Genomic DNA, 19,106 nt, shown 5'->3' on the forward strand with positions numbered 1-19,106 from the left:
CTTGAGGAACGTATGGCTCGACAAATGATTGTGGTTGGCGACACCCTGTCTCCGCATGGCGGCAAGGTCATCAGCGGCTCCAGTGCCGACAGTGTTGACGGCAAGGCAGTTGCGCGCCGGAACGACTTGGCCGACTGCGCCAAACACGGCGTCAATCCGATCGCCGAAGGCGACCCGTCCATGTTGGTGAACGGTGAGCCTGCCTCGCTTGAAGGCCATCATGCGAGCTGCGGCTGTGTGCTGGTCAGTGTCCGAGCCACCTTATCGGTTGGATGAGTCAGCGCGACGTTCACCGGCACTGTTTTTATTTCCATCACAAGAACCGTTGATTCACGTATGAGCCATTCCTCCAGCAGCGCGTTGCGCGCTGTCGGCTTATCAGCGCCGGGCGGTGCAGACCATTCTGCGACCTCTGCTGGTATTGACGAAACCCGGTTTCGCGAGCGCCTGCATGGCGTCCAAACCGCCCAGAATCCGCTGCTTGAAGCGGCAAGTTCCCTGCTTCGCGCACTTGCTGACATGCCCGAACATCTGCCGCCGGAGGGGGTGATGTCACTGCGCATGCTGCTCGAGCAGGAAGTCCGCACCTTCCAAAAGCTCTGCGAGCAAGCCAACATCCGCCGCGACCACATGATCGGCGCGCGCTACTGCCTGTGCACGGCGCTGGACGAAGCGGCCATGCAGACGTCGTGGGGCAAGAACAGCGGCGTGGAGTGGGGCACGAGCGGCCTGTCTACCACCTTCCACGAAGATCGCGATGGCGGCCAGAAGGTCTACCTGCTGATCGGCCGGCTGTTGGACGAGCCCCGGGAGCACCTTGACCTGCTGGAAGTCATTTACCGAATCCTGAGCCTCGGCTTCGAAGGGCGCTACAGGTACGAGGCAGGCGGCCATCGCAAGCACGACGCCGTGCGCCAGCGCCTCTATAACGAAATCATGTCGCAGCGGGAGGCCGTACCGGTTGCGCTGTCACCCCACTGGCAGTCCAACGTCCGGGGCAAGCGGATTTCTTTCTACGATTTCCCGGTATGGATCACGGCGGTGGTGCTGTCGGCCATCCTGATCGGCCTGTTCGCGTATTTCAAAGTCCAACTCTCGCACCGTGGCGCAGCGGTGGAGAAGCAGGTGATCGACATTGCGCGCATGACGCCGCCACCGGCACCGCCCGCGCTGCACCTCAAGGAACTGCTCAAATCCGAAATCGCCGCTGGGACGGTGAGCGTTGATGAGGACGCACGCGCAAGCATGGTGAGGTTCCGGGGCGATTCGATGTTTACGCCGGGCGGAGGCGGCGTCAATTCCGGAATGAATTCGCTCATCGCCAAGATTGCCGCCGAAGTTGCCAAGGTGCCCGGTAAGGTGACGGTAGCCGGCTACACAGACAACATTCCGATCAAGAGCCGCCAGTTCGAATCGAACCAAGCGCTGTCAGAGGAACGCGCCACGCAGGTGATGCAGGCCTTGATATCGGGTGGTGTGCAGGCCAGCCGCCTGGAGGCGGTCGGCAAGGGGGATGCCGATCCTATCGGCGACAACCGGACTGCAAAGGGCCGCGCGCAAAACCGCCGCGTCGAAATCACCGTCGCGCGCTGACGGATCAGCCATCGGAATACAGGTAGCAGGTATGACGAAGTTTCTTTCTTTTTTGGGCTCACGCCAGTTTCTGGCCTTTGTTGCACTCGTGATTGCAGCGCTGGCGATCTGGTTTGTCGGGCCCCTGATCGCGTTCGGCGGTCTGAAGCCGCTGGCCGGCATAGGCATGCGCGTGTTCATGATCGTGCTGCTGTTGGCCTGGGCGCTGCTGTGGCTGGCGGAGTTTTCTGTCAGCCCCGTGGTTGCGGCCCTGCTGTGTGTGCTGATCTGGTATGCATCGCCGCTGCTTACGTTTGGCCGCAGCGAGCCGTTTGCGCCTGAATCTGTCCGCCTGTCCGCCATTGCCGTCGTGCTGGCGCTGTTCTTCGTCTACTGGATCTACCGCCTGTGGCGCAAGATGCGCGAAGACGAACAGTTCACCAAGCAGTTGCTGCAATTCGGTGGCAAGAAGGAGCCATCGCCCGCAGCAGCGCGCTTGGTGGCGCTCAACGGCATCGTCCTGACCGCCTTGTCGCGCCTGAAGACGATGCGCACCGGCGCGCGCGGCCTGGGGCGGCTGTTTCAGGGCAAGCGCTACCTGTATGAGGTGCCGTGGTACATCACCCTGGGTTCGAACGCCTCGGGTAAGACCAGCGCGCTGCTGGGGGGCGGGTTGCCGTTTCCGATCGGCGAGCAGTTGCAGCGCTCCGCGGGCGAAGGCATGGCCGCACCGGTCGACTGGTGGCTGACCAACAGCGCCGTGCTGATCGACACGACGGGCTACTACACCCGCCACGGAACGTCGACCGAGGCGCTGCCGCTCGTTGCTGCGTCGTCAACGCCGGCCCAATCGACGGCGAGCGACGCAACAGCCGCCGAGGCCATGGGCACCCCCAGCGAGCAGGGAGCCGATGGGAAGACCCAGGCAGAGTCGAGTTCTGGGGCTCCGGCATCGGCGGCCGTACCGGCGTCTTTGACAGACGCGTCGGACAAGGCGCGTCGCCTCACCATCGACCGCGCTGAGTGGCTGGGTTTTCTGGGGATGCTGCGCAAGCATCGTCCGCGTTCTCCCGTCAACGGTGCGCTGGTTGCAGTTGACTTGGCCCAGTTGGTCAATGGAGATGAACGCAGCAATATCGCGCAAGCCGGGGCGCTGCGTGCCCGTCTCGCTGAATTGCGCCAAGAGCTTGGCATCCGCTTTCCGGTGTATCTGCTGATCACCAAGATGGATCGGCTCACCGGCTTCGACGAGTATTTTGGTTCGCTCACGGCAGAGGCGCGGGCGCAAACCTGGGGGTTCACGCTCCCCTATGGCCGGGAAACCATTGCCCGTGAGGGGATTCGCGCGCGCTGCACTGAAGAACTCGGCTTGCTGGCCGGCCGTCTTGCGAACGGCATCAACACGCGCCTGCAGGACGAATACGATGTGCTCAAGCGCCGCCAACTGGCGGGGTTGTCGGAGGAGTTTGCCGCGCTCACGCCGCCGGTGTGCGACCTGATCGAGCGTGTGTTTCTGGACTCCCGGTACGACGACACGCAGTTGCACACGACCTTGCGCGGTGTGTACTTCACCAGCGCAAAGCAGGAGGGCACTGAAGTTGCTGCACAGCGCCGCACGGTGGCGCAGCGCCTGATGGCTTCACTCGGGCTTTCCAAACCGGCCCACATTCAGCAGAGCGGCAATCAGAGTTTCTTCCTGCACGACCTGCTGACCAAGGTGGTGATTCCCGAGGCGCATCTTGTGCGTCCGAACCTGCGGTGGGAGTTCCGCTTCGGGGTGCTTCGGCTGATTGGCCATACGTTGGCGCTGATCCTGTTCGCCTGGCTGGCAATCGGCCTGCGCGCCAGCTTTGGCCACAACAGCGACTATCTCGAATCGGTCGAGCACAAGGCACGGGCCCTGGCGGCCCGCGTGACCCAGCTCTACAAAGAGCCGAAACCCGAAGCTGTGCCCGACACCCTGACCGAGGCGCGCTACCTGCCGACCTATTCGGGGCTTGATCTGTCGAGCCCGCAGGCCGACTGGCGCTACGGCCTTTACACCCCGCCGGATATCGTTGATGCGAGCCACCACGTCTACGACGTGCTCGAGGACAACCTGCTGCTGCCGCAGATCGTGCATCGGATGGAGGACGTGATCACACGGGCCACGGCCAATAAGGATGCCAAGGCCGCATACGATGCGCTGCGCGTCTATCTCATGCTGTACGACAAGGCAAAGTTCAACGCCGGCGAAGTCAAAGCCTGGGTGCTGGACGACTGGGCCAAGTCTGATAGCGCGGCCGTGTTCGGTGGCCGGGCGACCATGATTGACCACGTTCAGCAACTGTTTGCAGGGCAGCGTGTGGTTCAGTCGCCCCTGATCCGCAATGACACGCTGATTCGGCAGGCTCGCGATTTTCTCGATGGCAGCAACGCCACAGAGCGCCTGTACGAGCGCGCCAAGACCGCGATGCTGAAAGAGGCGCCCGACGAATTTACGCTGCTGCGCGCGGTTGGGCCGCAGGCCGGAACCGTCTTTACGCGAGCCAGCGGCGCACCGCTTTCAAGGGGCGTGCCAGGACTCTTCACCTACGAAGGTTATCGCAACCTGTTCGACAAGCGATTGCCGGAATTCACGCAGGTCGCGCGCGATGACGATGCATGGGTGATGGGGCGCTCGTACCTTGGCGCGGCTCAAAAAAAAACGGTTGAGCTCGTGAGTGCGGCAACTGGCGCGGATGACCCGCTCACGGAAGCGATCCGGCGTTCTTATCTGTTGGAGTATGCGCAGCAATGGGACGCGTTTCTCGGGGATATCCGCACGGTGACCGGCACGAGCCTGGCGTTTGATCTGCAAGTGCTGCGCAGTTTTGCGGCCCCCGATTCGCCGCTGGCGCGCCTGGCCCGTGCAGCCGTGCGTGAAACTGCCCTGACGCAGTCCCAGGCTGCGGCAGACGGTTCGTTCTTGCAGAAGGCGACTGATCAGTTGAGCCAAAAGGCGGACAAGGCACTCGGCATCCGCGCCTCCGAGCGCATCGAGCGTGAGCTGGTGGATAACCACTTTGCGGCGCTGCGCGAGGTGGTAACCGGAAGCGCGGAAGCGCGCGGCGGCGCCCAGCCCGGGTCCCAAGCCGGCAAGACTGGCCTGGATGGGGTGGCGAATCTTTTGAACGATTTTTACACCGCGTTGACGGTTGCCGACAACGCGCTGTCGAACAACAGCATGCCGCCGGCAAGCGACACGGCGGCCAAGCTCAAGATGACGGCCGATACGATGCCGGCCCCATTCCGGGACGTGTTGCTAGCTCTGGCGGCTGACGGCTCGCGCGAAGTGAATCAGGGCATTGGCCAACTGCTGTCGCGGCAGATGGAGGCCGGGATCGGCGATACCTGCAGGCTGACGGTGGCTGGCAACTATCCGTTTGCGCCGGAGAGCGGCCGCGATATCGGGATGGGAGATTTCACACGCTTGTTCGCGCAGGGCGGCGTGCTGGATGAGTTCTTTACCAAGACGCTTGCGCCGTATGTCGACACGCTGGCCAAGCCATGGCGCTACAAGACGCTGCCGGGAGCAACCGAGCCCGTCCAGGGCCCGGATCTGGAACCGTTTCAGCATGCCAAGGCCATTCGGGACGTGTTCTTTGCGGATCCGGGGCAAAAGCAGTCGGCCTGGAAGGCCGACATCCGGATCACCGAGCTTGACCCCACCATCACGAGCCTGGCGGTGGATATAGATGGCCAGTCGATCGTGTACCAGCATGGTCCCGTGGCACCGTTCATGGTGAACTGGCCGGGGCCGCGCGGCGGAACCCACGCAGAGATCACGGCGAGCCCCCGAATCCGCCCGGAGACGTCGACGATCGCGCTGGACGGCCCGTGGGCGCTGATGCGGCTGCTGCAAAAGGGGCGCGTCTCCGACGCCGCCACACCCGGACGCACACGCGTGACGCTCGACTTCGATGGTCGCAAGGCTGTGCTCGATCTGACCAGCGCGGGAAGTACCGCGAATCCGCTCACCAGCGACTTGCTGAGGAGTTTCCGGTGCCCGAGTTCGGTGCCGACGTTTCCTGCCGGAAATGGCAGCCGGGCAGGGGCGTTGCCTCCTATTCCTCCGGCCATGATGCCGCGCGTTGCTGGAGCGAGCACCTGATGAAGCAACGAGAAGAGAGTGGAGATCGGTTGATGCCAAGACTCATGGCGCTTTACGCAATCAATTTCGGCGACGGCCGGCACCGGGGCAAAACACCGTGGCTATCGGCCGCGGTGGTGGCCGGCCTTGGCATCGTGCTGCTGGCAGCGACCATTCCAGCGCGCGCGGAATACCGGGAAGAATGGCTAAGCGAAAAACAGATCACGACATTAAACGGTGCTGGCGCTGCCGGCTCGGCGCAGGCCCGTCAGGAACACGTCGCAGAATCCGCAAAGACGAAGCCCGTTGCGAAGAAGGCGCATCAGGCGGTCAGTCCGCAACCGGACCGGCTTGGTGAGCTGCTTCAGAAGGAGGAAGCGCGGGCGCAGGTGCGTAAGCGGCGGCATCGCAGCCACTGACGCCCTGGCCGAGCACGATTTTCTGCCTTTCGCGGAGCCTCATCGCTTGCAGCGCTGAAGCCGCCCTCGCAATAAGAACATGAGCCCTGACGGTCTTTGCCTGCAGCGGACGTTCCTGCCGCTGGAAGCGTCAAAGGAGTTGTGAATGATGCAGTATCGCCGACGCCGCCTGCGCCGCAGGCTTTGCGTGGCACTGGGCCTTGCAGCCGTGTGGACCCAGGCAGCGGCCGATTGTTTTGAGCAGGCTGGCGCCTATCAGGGCGTCAATCCGGCCGTGCTGCGGGCCATTGTGTGGTTCGAATCGAAAGGCCATGCAAACGCGGTGCACCACAACGCGGATGGTTCGTTCGACATTGGTATGGCGCAGATCAATTCGGTCCATTTCAGCACCCTTGCGCGCTACGGCGTCGGGCGTGAGGCGCTCACCGATGCCTGCGTCAACGTGTACGTGGCGGCGTGGCTGCTCAAGCAGAAGATGGTGCGGCATGGCAATACCTGGCGGGCAATCGGGGCCTACCACTCCGAGGTGCCCGCACGGCGCGATGCCTATGCGCGCAGCATCCAGAACGTGCTGGCGTCATGGGGGGCTATGTGCGGCGGCCGCTGCTCCGGATTTGGCGCCGTTCGTTAAGCCTGCCCAATGCGGACAACCCAGCGAATCGCGCTAGACACACACTCAGCCATGCAATTGACGAGATACAAGCTTCGCTCCGACCTGCCGTCGTTTCTGCCAATGCTGACCGTAAGCACCGCCGGCACATTCAGCCTGTGGGGGCTGACCTTCGCGCTGGGCGCGAGCTTTGGGTCTGGCGCGGAAGCGCTGTTGGGCAGTTGCATGCTCCTGATCGCGGCGTATGGAGCACAGCTTTTGACGAGACGCTGGGCCCGCACGATTGGCTATGCCACGCCGGCTCTGGTTTGGCCCTGCTGGTGGCCGGTCTTGACAAGCATGGCCTTGCGCCAAATAGACCCGGCAACGGGCGTGGTGCCGTTGCGTTTCGCCCAGGCCTGGTACAGCAGCGTATGGTTCAAAGTGCTTGTGGAGATCGGCTTGCTTGTTCTGTTCGCTTTGGCGGTGATGCGCACGCGCCGTAAGCATCGGGCGGCCTTACGCGGCACGCCGACCGAGTCAATGGTGCTGCCCGCAGAGCGCCCGCCGGCACTGCTCTGCATGGATGGCGAACTTTCTGGGGAAATACGATGAAGCACGTTGAGGTGCCCGGCGCATCGACGTACGAGCCCTCGGGCTTTCGTGGGCCCGAAGGTTCGATTTCGTTTCGCCCGGGAGCCAAGAGAGAAGCCGACGCCGCGACACGGTAATTTAACAATTGGCAGGCGAGCGGATGTTTCGCTGGTTCTAACATCCGCAATGTGGTGAGTAGCTGATCTAGCACCTGCAATCTGTTCGAAATTTCAATCATGACGACCGAAAACCAATCAGAACGCATTTCCCTCGCCGTGGTAGCAGCCGTGATCGGCGTGTTGCTCAGCGGTGTTGTCATCTACGCCGTACGCTTTGTCAGCGGCCAGACACCTGCCGCGACATCTGCAATGGCCGTGGAGCCAAGTACGCGCGCCGTTGAGCGACCCATTGCGCCCGGCGCTGTCGCCCTTGTGGGGGACGCCAAACAGATCACCATCAGCGGCACCGTGCCAGACGAGGCGACCAAGGAACGCTTGCTCAAGCCAGCACGCGTGCTCTGGGGTAAGGACAACGTCGTGGACAAGGTCGAGGTCAGCGCCGGCGCTTTGCCGCTGTGGTGGCAGAGCCGTCCGGTTGATGTGCTTGCCCGCCTCAAGCAAATGACCAGCTTCGATCTGCATACGTCAAGCGATGGCATGCAACTGAGCGGTGCGGCCCCGAACGATGCGGTGCGGTCTTCCATCGGTACGGCGGCCCCCGGCTGGATCGCGGGCCAACTGAAGTCGGCGATTGATGTGTCCATTAACGCAGGTTCCGGTGCAGGTGCCTCTGCGCCCTCTGACAGCCTGCTCGACGAGCACATCGAGTTTGCTTCGGGTTCGACAACCTTGCCGGATCCGGCCAAGGCGCGGCTCGATGAAATTGCTTCGTTGTTGAAAGACGATGATCGTACGATCGTCATCACTGGGCACACCGACAATCAGGGCAGCGGGGAATCCAATCGAAAGCTCTCGCTGGAGCGCGCGGAAGCTGTCCGTCAATATCTGGCAAGCCAGGGCGTGCCGGCAGAGCGTATGCGGGCAGCAGGAGCCGGAGACAGCCAGCCGGTCGCGGATAATGCCAGCCCTGAGGGCCGTCAGCGCAACCGCCGCATTACATTTGCGGTGGCCTCGGCACAGTCGGCGTAAGCCGTTCATTTTGAGCGGCAGTGTTTCCATGCGCCCCCGCAAAACAAAAGCGGTTTCATCAAGTGAGTCCAATGACGCCGTGACTGAGGCAACCGTGCTGGCGTTGTTGCAGCAGTCACCGTACACGCGCTTCAACGCCACGCTGGTTGCGCGGCGTCTGGGGTGCGGCACGGAGCTCGCCATCGCGCTTCTCAACGCGGTCGCTAAGCGCGGCGCGATTCGCGTCGAAACAAGCCGGCTCGGCGAGCCTGCCTATTCCGCACTGCCAGACGACACCAAACTTCAGGATCTACGGGAGATCGTCGCGCGAGGCGAACTCGAGAACGATTACAACGGCGCACGCAGGCATTGGGAGCTCTGCATGACCATCCGTCGAACGTGATTTTTGAGCCCCACTGGAACGGCGTCGCAGAGATCAGTTCCTTGCAGCACCAGCGCCAGCCGCTGGTACTGCCGTGCAAGCGGTGGCCGCACGCGGCATCGTGTTCGGCCATCCTGGCACGAGCCCGCTGCATGCATTGGGAGGCGTCAGCCCCCATGTCGTAGCAGCCGCGGCGCAGAACGGGGAGGGAATCGTCTCGCTGTTCCTGTGGTCGCAGATACGGGTGGTCAGCATCAAATATGACGGTGCTGATGAAGGCGGACAACCACGGCCAGGGCAGGTTGCCAGCGCTGCTTGCGTGGTTTGTCTGCGGCCGCAGAGGCGTGCTGCGCTCGGTGTTTGTGGCAGGGTTCGGCACCACCATGCTGTACGGCAACGGGCGTCGTTAACCCGGCGATCTCGGTAGCCATCGCGATCAAGGAGACGAAGGCGACCATGCAAGCGCTCTCGCACTACGTCATCTATATTCAATGCCTGCTATTAGAAACAGTGATCACGCTATAACAGCGCGGCACGGCAGGGCTGCGGCGCTCGTCGCGTCGCTTGCTGTCGTGTTTGCCGTTCTGACGGCGCCTTGTTACGCCGAACCGGTGGATCAGGAAGAACCAAGCGCCATTGTGTCTTTGCCGACCGATGCCCCACAGCCTGCGGACTCCATGTTGGAGCGGCTCAGACAGAGCGCTCTGAACCTCGTTGGCATCCGGTACCGGTATGGAGGGAATGCGCCACAAACCGGATTCGATTGCAGCGGCCTTGTCCAGTACGTGTTGCGCTATACCGCGGGTATGCACGTTGGCCGCACGGCAGCGAGTCTTGCGGGGGAGGGGCGCCCTGTCGGGCGCGAGCAATTGCAGCTGGGCGATCTGGTGTTCTTCAACACGCGGGGCGCTGGGTATTCGCATGTCGGCATCTACCTTGGTCGCGGTCAGTTCGTGCACGCCCCGTCCGCGGGAGGCCGCGTGCGCGTGGAAAATCTGGCCGGATCGTACTGGCAGTCTCACTATGTCGGTGCCAGACGGCTGTTCTTTGGCATCTTGCCGGCATCATGAAAGCGCTGGCGGCAAACGGCGCAAAACCACCGGCAGGGCGTGGTCCGATTTCATTTCTGACGATGCCGATCCGCCTGCGCGGCCGGCTCACCTGACCAATTATCAACGTTTGTAAGCGGCCTCAGGAACCGTCAACGGCTCGTTTTGGGAAGCCGTTATCGGGGCGTGGGGACATCGTCTCCACACTAACCAAATATGAAGAAGGGAGATGTTTCCATGAAGAATTTTGTCGCTGCAGTGCTCACCGGTATGGCCTCCGTCGCAGCTTTCGCACAAGTGACTGCACCGCAAGTTCAGGTGACGGCTCCCAATGTAACGGTCCCACAAGTGCAAGTGACTGGGACTCAGATGGCCCCGAAGCAGGACGCAGCGGTGGTATCTGCTCAGAATTCCGCCAATGTGCCCGCGAAGCACAAGCATCACCATCACCACCATCAGCATAAGAAGGCGGCTGAATCGAACGCGCAGAAGCAGTAAGCCGTTCAATTCGCAATTGAGTTTTCGCAAGGACGTTTCGTGCGGCGTTTGCTAATGACCGGACACGCTGCCCTTCAAGGATCCAAATCATGAAGAAACTGATTGTTGCTGCTATTGCCATGTTGTTTGCCGCTGGGGCTTTTGCCCAGAGCGCGGGTGGCACGCCGCATCACAAGCATCACAAGCACCACCATCGCGCACACCGCGGGTAAGGGCAGGAGGGGCCGCGTGAAGCGCGGCCTCCGTTCGACTCGCTGCGGCGGCTTGCGCGGAGACTGTTCATCCCCGGTTTGAAATTCTTCAGCTTTTTTTAAATAGCATTGGAGTACTCGTATGGGAATTTTTGCGGATATCGTTAATCGGATTCGTGGTAAAGCTAAGCCGGATCAGCCGCCACTCGCCTCCGAGCCAGTGCCGGTTCCGGCGAGCACAGCCAACGCAGATGCTGCAGGCGATCCGCCACCGCTTGCTGAAATGGACGTGGAGTCTGTGATGGACCACCTGGTTCTTGAAAGTGGCCAATCTTTGAACTGGCGGACGTCGATCGTTGACACCATGAAGGCGCTCGGTGTTGACAGCAGCCTTGAGCATCGCAGGCAGCTTGCACAAGAACTGAGCTATCAGGGGGACATGTCTGATTCCGCGAGCATGAACATATGGCTACATGCCCAACTTATGAAAGCGCTGGCTGCCAACGGCGGAAAACTGCCGCCAAGCCTGACAGCTTAAGGCGTGGCCTTGTGCAGTCCAACCCATGTGGTACATGAACCTAGAACGCTGATGGTCGACGATATTTCTCGGCCCGTTTCGCTTTCACTTGAGCAACTGAAAGCGTTCTCTCTGTTATTGACCCCTGATTCCCTGATGAGGCGAGCCACTTTGCAAGTGATTGGTGAGCACGAGCAGAGGATCTCTATCATCGAACAGCGGCACCATGTGCGATGCCATCAGTGGGATTAAGGGCCTTGGCGGTTCGTAAGAACGTTCGTCTGTCAGAATTGCCGCGAAAATAGTGTCTCAACATGGCGGAGCACCGTACCGATGATGAGCTGGATTTCATTACCTGGCTGAGCCGGAAATATCGAGGGGCGGAAGGGGGCGAGGTCCTTCGCACATACGTCCAGGCGCTGCGTCAGCGTGCACGTTGGGACGATGTCGACTCGAACAGAGTCATCGCGTATGCAGAAGAATGCTTGCGGAAGATTCGGTCGTAAAAAGAAGCGAGCAAGCAGGGTGCCGCGCTGGCGGCGGCCTCCCTCTGATGTTACTCGCAGGCGTCAATGCGAATGTAGCTTCGACGTCATCTCGCCCTGAAGGCAAAGCGATACACGTGCACCAGGGTCATTGGCTTGCCACGCATGGTTTCATCGCAGATAGAGTGCATATCGTGACGATTGTTATCGCGGTATGACGGTCTTGTCATTGAGCAATCTTCGCAACGCGCGCGGGTGAGCGCCCCACATGCGGTCTACGTACGGGCACGTGCAGCGGCCATTCCCGCAAGGGTTCGCGCGCTGATGAGATTGCGCTCGAACTCGGCAAGCGCGGCCATCATATGGAAGAGGAGCACACCGGTCGGCGACTGGGTATTGATTGCTTCGTTCAGTGAGATGAAGTCGATCTGCTTCCTGCCCAATTCGTTGACAAGGGCTACAAGCATGCTCAAAGAGCGGCCGAGTCGGTCTAGTCGCCAGACCACGAGCGTATCGCCATGCCGAAGGTGATTGAGCGCATCAGCTAATCCAGGTCTCACAAACTCGATTCCCGAGACACCCTGGTCGGAGTAGATGCGATCACATCCCGCTTCCCCCCGAATGGGCAATAGGTCTCCCGCCTAATACGAATGGCATAGATCAAACAAAGGTTGTGGCCTCGTGTTCCAGCGTTCCCAAAACGCCAAAAAACGGCACAAATGCGACGCCGTGTTGTTATCCCAACACATAAAAAAGCACGCTCTTCGGCGCATGAACCGTACGGTGGTCGCTTTCGTTCACTATCGCCACCCTATGCGATGGAGTGTACGTCGCATAGGTACAAGGACGAATGCAAACAAACGTTAAGTTTCAATGGGTTGGGGCGCATCTTACTGGACAAATAAGGCCCCTTGTATCAGAGTTAAAAAAAATTTAACACCCAGTCCCCTGGAGGCCGCGTGGTGCCATCCGGTCGCCCCCGCTTTGGCCTAGCGAAAAAAGGGCCCCCTTTTGTGCAGTTTCCCGGCGCATTTTGAATGTCGTTTCTTGAAATTCAGAGGGCTGTATGAGATCTAGGGATTGTGACAACCGACGCACTCCGCCACACGGGACGCCATTTCGATAAAGCTACGTGCCACGCGGCATGAGGGGGACATGAAGCCAGTCAGCTCAAATATCGACTCCCACATCGGCCGGGAAGGGGTGGCGCGTGTAGAAATCTGCATGAAATTCTGCTGCCCGTGATGGATTCAAATGGCGGGCCGCTTGGTGATCAACGGGAATGTCGCCCATTGGATCGAACACTTCCGGAAATGGGGAAGTGGTTAACCGTCGCCTGAGTTGTCAATTTGTTTTGATGGTTAGGTCGGTGTCGGTTGGATGGTTTTGAGACGTTGATTTACTTTGGTGAGTATCGGTGGTTTTGTTGTTTGATTAGAGGTTATGTATATTGATTGCTATTAAGTAATTGAATTTATTCGGCGGGTAATAAGGCGAAGTTTCCTACTCGGTGGCGTTGTTAGGTTGTTGCTGATGCATTAATTGTCTGATTCTGCTGGTTGACGGCGAGATGCTCCAAGAAACGTTATGAATCCAGTGGTCAACGCTTACTTTGCTCGCAAGCGGCAGCGGTGCCGATGGGCCGATTACATTGCGCGAATCCTCCTGGTGGGGGTGGGCGTGGCCATGGCCCTGCTGCTGCTCCGAACCTTGACCGGCGCGGCCACGCCTACGCTAGTCAGCGCCTTGGCCCATTGCGATCGGCGTCTCTTTGCCGCAATTGATGGCGAGCGCGATCGCCTTGATGATATTGCCCAGGTCAAGCGACGCAGTGGGTCTCTTTCCTACATCGCGGTTGGCGACCGGCTTCGTAGTGACTCCAGCGCAGTACGTTTTCTTGCCCCCTATCAAGATGGCCCGTTGGTACTGGACGGCTACTTTGATGAAGTTGAAGACCTCGGCGCAGGAGATGCGATCTTCACCTGGGGTTTTCTGGTGCGAGGCAGCGTGAGCGATGTGAGCAGGGCGCTAGGGCTGAATACGTTGCAGGCTTGGTCGTTGCACCGCGAAGGCAATGCTTTTGTTCGCACCGAAGTCTGGGATGGTAGCCACTGGCTGTTCGGTGCTCCAGACGGTGGAGAGGATCTGCCGAGTGACGCTCGGGTAGAGCGAATTCTGTTTATGGAGGAAACCGAGCCAACAGGGGTGGCATCGGTGCGAATCGGTTGTTCTCTTCAAGGGCACGTAAGTGCGCCGATGCTGCTGTCTGCGCGCCCTGACCTTTGAGCCCGTTGTCGCCGTCCATCGAACTCGTGTCTGGCCAGGTGGAGCGGGTTCGCTACTTTGTCGTTCGGCATGCCCGTCTGGCACGCATGCTTTCTGAGAGGAGCGCGCTCCGACTGAAACGGCTGTCAACGCCACGGTTCAAGGTTTGCTGATCTGTGTGGTGACAAGGAGAAGTCAAGAACTGACAGGAAAACGCGTTGGAATGTTGGTGGTAGAAATGGTGTGGGTAGGTGCTGGCGTACCGAGCATCTGCCCCAACACATATAAATGGAAGTCGCCAATGAAGCGGCTATCCAAAAGGGCGCATGCACAGGCCCGAATACGCAGTAGCGCCCACTTCATGGCAGGCAATGTGTATCGCTTGCCCATGCTGCAGTGTGCATTGGGGAAGGAGTACAGAAATGGATGTCGCGTGCTTGGAAAGCAGAGCATTGAGTGCGGGGTTGGTCCAGCGGAATCTCGAATCGCTTGGCCATCGCTGTGTTTCCTTTAACCGGGCGCAGACCCTCTTGGCGTCCGTGCGCAGGAGTACGTTCAGTCTTTATGTTGTGACTGCGCCGCAGCCGGATATCGAGTGCGAAGAGCTGGTGCAATGGTTGCGTAACACGCTGGGTACGGGCGTGCCGATCATGGTATTGGCACCCAACGGAGACGAGCGCTTCATGGTGCGGATGCTCTCTGCGGGCGCGGATAGATGCATGACAGGTTCTATCAACGGCAATGAACTTCGGGCGCACGTGAGTGCGTTGCTGCGTCGTGCGTATCTCGGACAGCACGATGAGGCAGCCGATCTGTTTGAGGAGGGGCAGTACGCCTTCGACCTCAAGAACGAGATCGTGACCTACCAGGGGCAGACGCTCTGTGTGTCGACTCGCGAGTTCAAACTGGCGCTCTATATGTTTCGCCATCTGGACTGGTTGGTTCCGCGAGACTTTCTGGAGACGTTCATCTGGGGCAAGTCAATCAGCCCGGACTCGCGCGCACTGGACGCACTGGTATCACGTGTGCGCACACGTTTTTTCCTGAATCGACAAAGTACCTATTCCTTGGTGAGCGTGTATTCGCACGGTTTCAAGCTGATTCGAAAAAGTGCAGTCGAAATGGGCCACGCATCCCCGGATACCGCTACGCGTTTGATTGCATGATCCCGTTCTGGGATATGCGCCGCAAATAGTCTCGGTGCGTGGCCGGATGTCACCCCTTGAAGTGCGCCAGCGCAATGACCAGGTTGCGCATGGCTGGCACAGCGTCGGGGGGGGCGTGCGTGAAGGGCATATCGTCGCGCACCGTTGCCGCGTTGCGCATTCCTTCATGCCGTTAACCCGCGCAATGTAAAACGACGTGGCGAGCGGCTTCGGGCCATGTCCGCGGTCGACTCAGGGGGGGGGGCTGGCAACGTAGATCGGATCTTTAGCCACCCTCACTCGGTTGCCGCCGCCGCCCTCTGCGCGCTGGCGAGCCGGTTTTCGCCGCTTGCCGGCGTAGCGTCAAGCTCGAGCGGTTGAGGGCAGCCGCACATCGTCGCCACGCAGCGCGTCGCATCAAGACCTCTGCAATCCAGTGTGAAGGTCCTGTGCGGCAGCTCGCCAAATCACAGTTCATGTTCGTCTCTCGCCTGACGAGGTTCCGTCTTGTCGCCCTGTCCTGGGGCCGCTGGTTAGCTGCATCAAGCGGTGTTCAACGAAAGTCCTCACATTTATTAACACTTCGCGGAACAGTTGTTGTAATTCCAGTTTCTGCAGCGCACTACCTTCGCTATAAGCCGTTCTTGTCGAGAACAAGGGCGCTTGTCTTAACCGAAACCTACTTGCGGGCTCGTCAATAAGAACACGACGACGTAACCGGCCGCCGGCGGGGACAACTGAGCAGCGAAGATGAACAAGTCATATCGAAGCATTTGGAACGAAGCCCTCGGTGCGTGGGTGGCTGCATCCGAAATTACCACCGCCCGCGGAAAGGGCCGAGGCAAGGGATCAGCGTCAGCCAAGTTGCTGGCCGGTGTGCTGCTTCTTGGCGCTGCTCAGGCGGGGTACGCGGGCGTCTATTCGTTTTCCAGCGCAGCGGGCTGCGGTACCTTAGCCGCTACAGGCCCCGATGGCGTGCGCACGTATCCTGCAGGATCAAATCCTATCGACGGCAACGGTAGCTGGTCGTCTGTTGCGGGTTGTGGCGCGAATGGCGGCGGTACCCTGCTCGGGGTGACACTGTATGGTTCATTTACCACTGCGACAGGGAATGGTGCCGCTGCTTTTGGTATGGGCGCGATGGCGGGCAAGTGGGCCACGGCGTTGGGGCTTCAGGCAACTGCGTCGGGCGTTGCCTCCACGGCTTTAGGTTATAACTCTACCGCTTCTGGGGGGTATGGGGTCGCGATCGGCTCCAGCGCCCTGTCACCAGTAACCTCCACGGGGGATGGCGGGGTTGCCATCGGTGGCAGTACCGCGACCAAGGGCGCTCAAGCGTCGGGGGGCAACGCAGTGGCCATCGGCGGTGACTCTGTTGCCTCAGCGATCGATACGCTCGCAATTGGCGCGGGCGCCCACTCGACCGGCAATTACGCCACTTCGTTTGGCACCGCCGCATGGGCTGCCGGAGTTGGCGCCACAGCATTGGGCAGTAACGCAACGCAGGGCGCCGCTGCTAATGCGGCCGATTCGATTGCGATGGCCGGGCAATCCGTGGTGGCCGCTGCGGCAACCTCTGGTATTGCAATCGGACGTGGCGCAACCGCGAGCGGCGCATTCGGTATTGCGGAAGGCGATGGCGTCATTTCCGGCGCAACGGGTCAGAACGTTGCGATCGGCTCCAGCGGCACGACAGCCAACAGCTCGACGGCCACCGGTGGCGCAGTCGCAATTGGTCGCGGGCAAACGGCAACCGGAAATGGCGCGGTCGCCATCGGCGACCCGAATGCGGCCACCGGCACCGGCGCCGTTGCGATGGGGGCCAACGACACTGCGAGCGGCACTGGCGCAGTCGCGCTCGGTAACGCTAATACGGCGACCGGACAAGGTTCTGTGGCATTCGGCAACTCGAACACAGCGTCGGGCGCTTCGTCGACAGCCTTCGGTAACCTTGCTACGGCATCCGCCACCAACGGCACCGCAATTGGTAACGGCGCCAAGGCATCTGTACAAGACAACGGCATTGCGATTGGTACAGGCGCGGTTGCAACTGCGGCAGCCAACCAATCAACCAAGAGCGGCGGCATTGCCATTGGTCAGGTTGCTTCCGCATCCACTGCAAATGCGATGGCCCTCGGTTTCGGCGCGATCGCCTCGGCTGAAGGCGCAGCCGCAGTTGGGCAGCAAACAACAGCTTCGGGTGCCCAAGCCACCGCGTTGGGGGTTGGCGCACTGGCCTCGGGAGGCGGCTCGTCAGCTCTGGGTGCGTTTGCGACCAGTTCTGCGCCTTCATCGGTTGCTCTTGGTCAAGGTGCCACTGCAAACGTGACGGGCTCTGTCGCAATTGGCCAGAATGCGGTGACGACGGGCACGGCAACGGCTGCCACGGGCGGAACAGGTGTGGTCAGCTCCTCGACCATCAACGGCACGACATTAAGCTCGTACGCCGGTACCAGCTCAACCTCTGGTGTGGTCAGCGTCGGCGCTGCTGGCGCCGAGCGCCGCATCCAGAATGTTGCCGCCGGGTTGGTGAGCGCAACCAGCACCGATGCAATCAACGGTAGCCAGCTCTATGCGGCGGTGTCGGCCACCCGCACGCATTACTACAGCGTGAACGACAACGGCGCGCAGCAGGGCAACTACAACGACAATGGCGCGACGGGCCTCAATGCCCTGGCCGCCGGCACCAATGCAACGGCAGCCGGTGCAAGCGCAGTCGCGGTGGGCGATAGCGCCAACGCGAGTGCAGTAGATGCGGTTGCAGTCGGTTATGGCAGCACCGCATCGAATACCTCCGCGCTTGCCTTAGGCGACCGGTCGACAGCATCAGGCGTCACTGCCACGGCAATCGGTGCCTCGGCCACGTCGTCTGGAGACTTCTCGATGGCGCTCGGCAATTTTGCGACGGCAAGCGGGACGAAAGCGATGGCATACGGGGCGAGTTCGATCGCGTCGGGCAACCAGGCAACGGCGCTCGGCAATTTTGCGACGGCGAGCGGGGGAAATGGGGTCGCAATCGGGACGAGTGCGATCGCATCTAGCATCGCTTCATCGGTGGCGCTGGGCGCTTACGCCACTTCGTCTGGTATTTGGGCAACCGCAATTGGCGACAGTGCAGCGGCCACCGGCGCGGGTTCAGTTGCGATCGGCTCGAACACGAGCGCCGGTGCCATGTCGGCTGCATCGGACGGCATCGCCCTGGGCGGCCAGTCATCCGTCGCAGCGGCGGCCACGTCTGGCATTGCAGTCGGACGTGGTGCAACCGCGAGCGGCGCGTTCGGCATCGCGCAAGGCGATGGCATCATTTCCGGCGCAACGGGCCAGAACGTTGCGATTGGCTCCAGCGGCACGACAGCCAACAGCTCGACGGCCACTGGCGGCGCAGTTGCAATTGGTCGAGGGCAAACGGCGACTGGGGATGGCGCGGTCGCTATCGGTGACCCGAATGCGGCCACCGGCACGGGCGCGGTTGCGTTGGGTGCCAACAACACAGCGAACGGCAATGGCGCCGTCGCGCTCGGTAACGCCAATACGGCGACCGGGCAAGGTTCTGTGGCGCTGGGTAATGCCAGCAGTGCTTCCGCTGCAGGCAGCGTAGCACTGGGCGATACCGCCCAAGCCAGCGCCACCAATGCGCAGGCATTCGGTTCCGGCTCTGTGGCCAATGTTGCCGGCTCCGTTGCGCTTGGTTCCGGTGCTGCCACAACGGGTGCCGCAACGGCCGCTACGGGCGGCACGGGAACGGTCAGCAGCACGACCATTGGCAGCACCACATACGGTACGTACGCCGGCGCCAGCTCGGCTGCAGGTGTGGTTAGCGTAGGCGCCCCCGGCACCGAGCGCCGTATTCAGAATGTCGCTGCCGGTCTGATCAGTGCAACCAGCACCGATGCAATCAACGGCAGCCAGCTCTATGCGGTCGCCAGCACGACGACGTCGAGCATCGCTAGCCTGTCGACCTCGGCGTCAACCGGCATCAGCTCGCTGTCAACGGGTCTGAGCACGACGAACAGCACGGTGGCGTCGCTGTCGACCTCGACCTCGACCGGCATCAGCTCGCTGTCGACGGGGTTGTCGACGACGAACAGCAGCCTGGCGTCGCTGTCGACTTCGACGTCGACGACGGCCAGCTCGCTGTCCACGGGTCTGAGCACGACGAACA

General features: G+C 61.1%; 16 protein-coding genes and 2 pseudogenes. 17 read left to right on the forward strand and 1 reads right to left on the reverse strand.

Translation table 11 applies throughout. The features are described 5' to 3' along the window. Positions 1–12: 12 nt before the first annotated feature. The 14 genes and pseudogenes from B4F51_RS23720 (at position 13) to B4F51_RS23780 (ending at position 11,070) form a co-directional block, all read left to right on the forward strand. On the forward strand, positions 13–276 hold the full coding sequence (locus B4F51_RS23720; RefSeq protein ID WP_296229253.1) for a PAAR domain-containing protein: 264 nt from the start codon (positions 13–15) through the stop codon (positions 274–276). A gap of 60 nt (positions 277–336) precedes the next feature. Continuing rightward, a complete protein-coding gene (gene tssL, locus B4F51_RS23725) occupies positions 337–1,593 on the forward strand; it encodes a type VI secretion system protein TssL, long form (RefSeq protein ID WP_414706817.1) in 1,257 nt (418 codons plus the stop codon). A gap of 31 nt (positions 1,594–1,624) precedes the next feature. After that, positions 1,625–5,704, forward strand: a complete 4,080-nt coding sequence (gene tssM / locus B4F51_RS23730) for a type VI secretion system membrane subunit TssM (protein WP_296229254.1) — start codon at positions 1,625–1,627, stop codon at positions 5,702–5,704. Beyond that, positions 5,704–6,102 (forward strand): hypothetical protein, encoded by a 399-nt coding sequence (locus B4F51_RS23735; RefSeq protein ID WP_296229255.1) that lies wholly within the window; start codon positions 5,704–5,706, stop codon positions 6,100–6,102. The genes tssM and B4F51_RS23735 overlap by 1 nt, the downstream gene beginning before the upstream one ends. 145 nt (positions 6,103–6,247) lie before the next feature. Continuing rightward, positions 6,248–6,733 carry a lytic transglycosylase domain-containing protein gene (locus tag B4F51_RS23740; protein WP_296229256.1) on the forward strand — a complete coding sequence of 162 codons (486 nt, stop codon included), beginning with the start codon at positions 6,248–6,250 and terminating at the stop codon, positions 6,731–6,733. A gap of 51 nt (positions 6,734–6,784) precedes the next feature. Next, a complete protein-coding gene (locus B4F51_RS23745; protein ID WP_296229257.1) occupies positions 6,785–7,306 on the forward strand; it encodes a hypothetical protein in 522 nt (173 codons plus the stop codon). A gap of 215 nt (positions 7,307–7,521) precedes the next feature. Further along, a complete protein-coding gene (locus tag B4F51_RS23750) occupies positions 7,522–8,433 on the forward strand; it encodes an OmpA family protein (RefSeq protein ID WP_296229258.1) in 912 nt (303 codons plus the stop codon). A 28-nt stretch (positions 8,434–8,461) separates the two neighbouring features. Beyond that, the gene (locus B4F51_RS23755; RefSeq protein ID WP_296229259.1) at positions 8,462–8,815 is read left to right on the forward strand and encodes a hypothetical protein; all 354 of its coding nucleotides are present in this window, start codon (positions 8,462–8,464) and stop codon (positions 8,813–8,815) included. A gap of 100 nt (positions 8,816–8,915) precedes the next feature. After that, positions 8,916–8,996 (forward strand): annotated as a pseudogene (locus tag B4F51_RS24690) (hypothetical protein); the annotation flags it as partial. 58 nt (positions 8,997–9,054) lie between these two features. Then, a complete protein-coding gene (locus B4F51_RS23760) occupies positions 9,055–9,204 on the forward strand; it encodes a hypothetical protein (RefSeq protein WP_296229260.1) in 150 nt (49 codons plus the stop codon). Positions 9,205–9,471: 267 nt separating this feature from the next. Next, positions 9,472–9,864: a C40 family peptidase gene (locus tag B4F51_RS24695; RefSeq protein WP_414706819.1), complete on the forward strand. Its 393-nt coding sequence runs from the start codon at positions 9,472–9,474 to the stop codon at positions 9,862–9,864. 216 nt (positions 9,865–10,080) lie between these two features. Next, positions 10,081–10,341 (forward strand): hypothetical protein, encoded by a 261-nt coding sequence (locus tag B4F51_RS23770; RefSeq protein ID WP_296229262.1) that lies wholly within the window; start codon positions 10,081–10,083, stop codon positions 10,339–10,341. 89 nt (positions 10,342–10,430) lie between these two features. Further along, on the forward strand, positions 10,431–10,553 hold the full coding sequence (locus tag B4F51_RS23775) for a hypothetical protein (RefSeq protein WP_296229263.1): 123 nt from the start codon (positions 10,431–10,433) through the stop codon (positions 10,551–10,553). A gap of 121 nt (positions 10,554–10,674) precedes the next feature. Next, the gene (locus tag B4F51_RS23780; RefSeq protein WP_296229265.1) at positions 10,675–11,070 is read left to right on the forward strand and encodes a DUF3597 domain-containing protein; all 396 of its coding nucleotides are present in this window, start codon (positions 10,675–10,677) and stop codon (positions 11,068–11,070) included. A gap of 745 nt (positions 11,071–11,815) precedes the next feature. On the opposite strand, the pseudogene B4F51_RS23785 reads toward B4F51_RS23780, so the two are convergent. Continuing rightward, a pseudogene (locus B4F51_RS23785) lies at positions 11,816–12,145 on the reverse strand (recombinase family protein); the annotation flags it as partial. Positions 12,146–13,121: 976 nt separating this feature from the next. On the opposite strand from B4F51_RS23785, the gene B4F51_RS23790 reads away from it, so the two are divergent. The 3 genes from B4F51_RS23790 to B4F51_RS23800 form a co-directional block, all read left to right on the forward strand. Further along, positions 13,122–13,820, forward strand: a complete 699-nt coding sequence (locus B4F51_RS23790; protein WP_296229266.1) for a hypothetical protein — start codon at positions 13,122–13,124, stop codon at positions 13,818–13,820. A 401-nt stretch (positions 13,821–14,221) separates the two neighbouring features. After that, entirely contained in the window at positions 14,222–14,965 is a 744-nt protein-coding gene (locus B4F51_RS23795) for a response regulator transcription factor (RefSeq protein ID WP_296229267.1), read from the forward strand. Positions 14,966–15,694: 729 nt separating this feature from the next. Further along, positions 15,695–19,106 (forward strand): ESPR-type extended signal peptide-containing protein (locus tag B4F51_RS23800; protein WP_296229269.1); only part of this gene is annotated, 3,412 nt, incomplete at its 3' end.

This window comes from Ralstonia sp. UBA689 (assembly GCF_002298975.1).
Taxonomy (GTDB): Bacteria; Pseudomonadota; Gammaproteobacteria; order Burkholderiales; family Burkholderiaceae; genus Ralstonia.

What these genes read in the sequence shown, in the direction of transcription:
- B4F51_RS23750 (WP_296229258.1), top strand. Translation starts at nt 7,522, where the DNA reads ATGACGACCGAAAACCAATCAGAACGCATTTCCCTCGCCGTGGTAGCA.
- B4F51_RS23720 (WP_296229253.1), top strand. Translation starts at nt 13, where the DNA reads ATGGCTCGACAAATGATTGTGGTTGGCGACACCCTGTCTCCGCATGGC.
- B4F51_RS23760 (WP_296229260.1), top strand. Translation starts at nt 9,055, where the DNA reads ATGACGGTGCTGATGAAGGCGGACAACCACGGCCAGGGCAGGTTGCCA.
- B4F51_RS23755 (WP_296229259.1), top strand. Translation starts at nt 8,462, where the DNA reads ATGCGCCCCCGCAAAACAAAAGCGGTTTCATCAAGTGAGTCCAATGAC.
- B4F51_RS23780 (WP_296229265.1), top strand. Translation starts at nt 10,675, where the DNA reads ATGGGAATTTTTGCGGATATCGTTAATCGGATTCGTGGTAAAGCTAAG.
- tssM (WP_296229254.1), top strand. Translation starts at nt 1,625, where the DNA reads ATGACGAAGTTTCTTTCTTTTTTGGGCTCACGCCAGTTTCTGGCCTTT.
- tssL (WP_414706817.1), top strand. Translation starts at nt 337, where the DNA reads ATGAGCCATTCCTCCAGCAGCGCGTTGCGCGCTGTCGGCTTATCAGCG.
- B4F51_RS23770 (WP_296229262.1), top strand. Translation starts at nt 10,081, where the DNA reads ATGAAGAATTTTGTCGCTGCAGTGCTCACCGGTATGGCCTCCGTCGCA.
- B4F51_RS23735 (WP_296229255.1), top strand. Translation starts at nt 5,704, where the DNA reads ATGAAGCAACGAGAAGAGAGTGGAGATCGGTTGATGCCAAGACTCATG.
- B4F51_RS23775 (WP_296229263.1), top strand. Translation starts at nt 10,431, where the DNA reads ATGAAGAAACTGATTGTTGCTGCTATTGCCATGTTGTTTGCCGCTGGG.
- B4F51_RS23790 (WP_296229266.1), top strand. Translation starts at nt 13,122, where the DNA reads ATGAATCCAGTGGTCAACGCTTACTTTGCTCGCAAGCGGCAGCGGTGC.
- B4F51_RS23795 (WP_296229267.1), top strand. Translation starts at nt 14,222, where the DNA reads ATGGATGTCGCGTGCTTGGAAAGCAGAGCATTGAGTGCGGGGTTGGTC.
- B4F51_RS23745 (WP_296229257.1), top strand. Translation starts at nt 6,785, where the DNA reads ATGCAATTGACGAGATACAAGCTTCGCTCCGACCTGCCGTCGTTTCTG.
- B4F51_RS24695 (WP_414706819.1), top strand. Translation starts at nt 9,472, where the DNA reads ATGTTGGAGCGGCTCAGACAGAGCGCTCTGAACCTCGTTGGCATCCGG.
- B4F51_RS23740 (WP_296229256.1), top strand. Translation starts at nt 6,248, where the DNA reads ATGATGCAGTATCGCCGACGCCGCCTGCGCCGCAGGCTTTGCGTGGCA.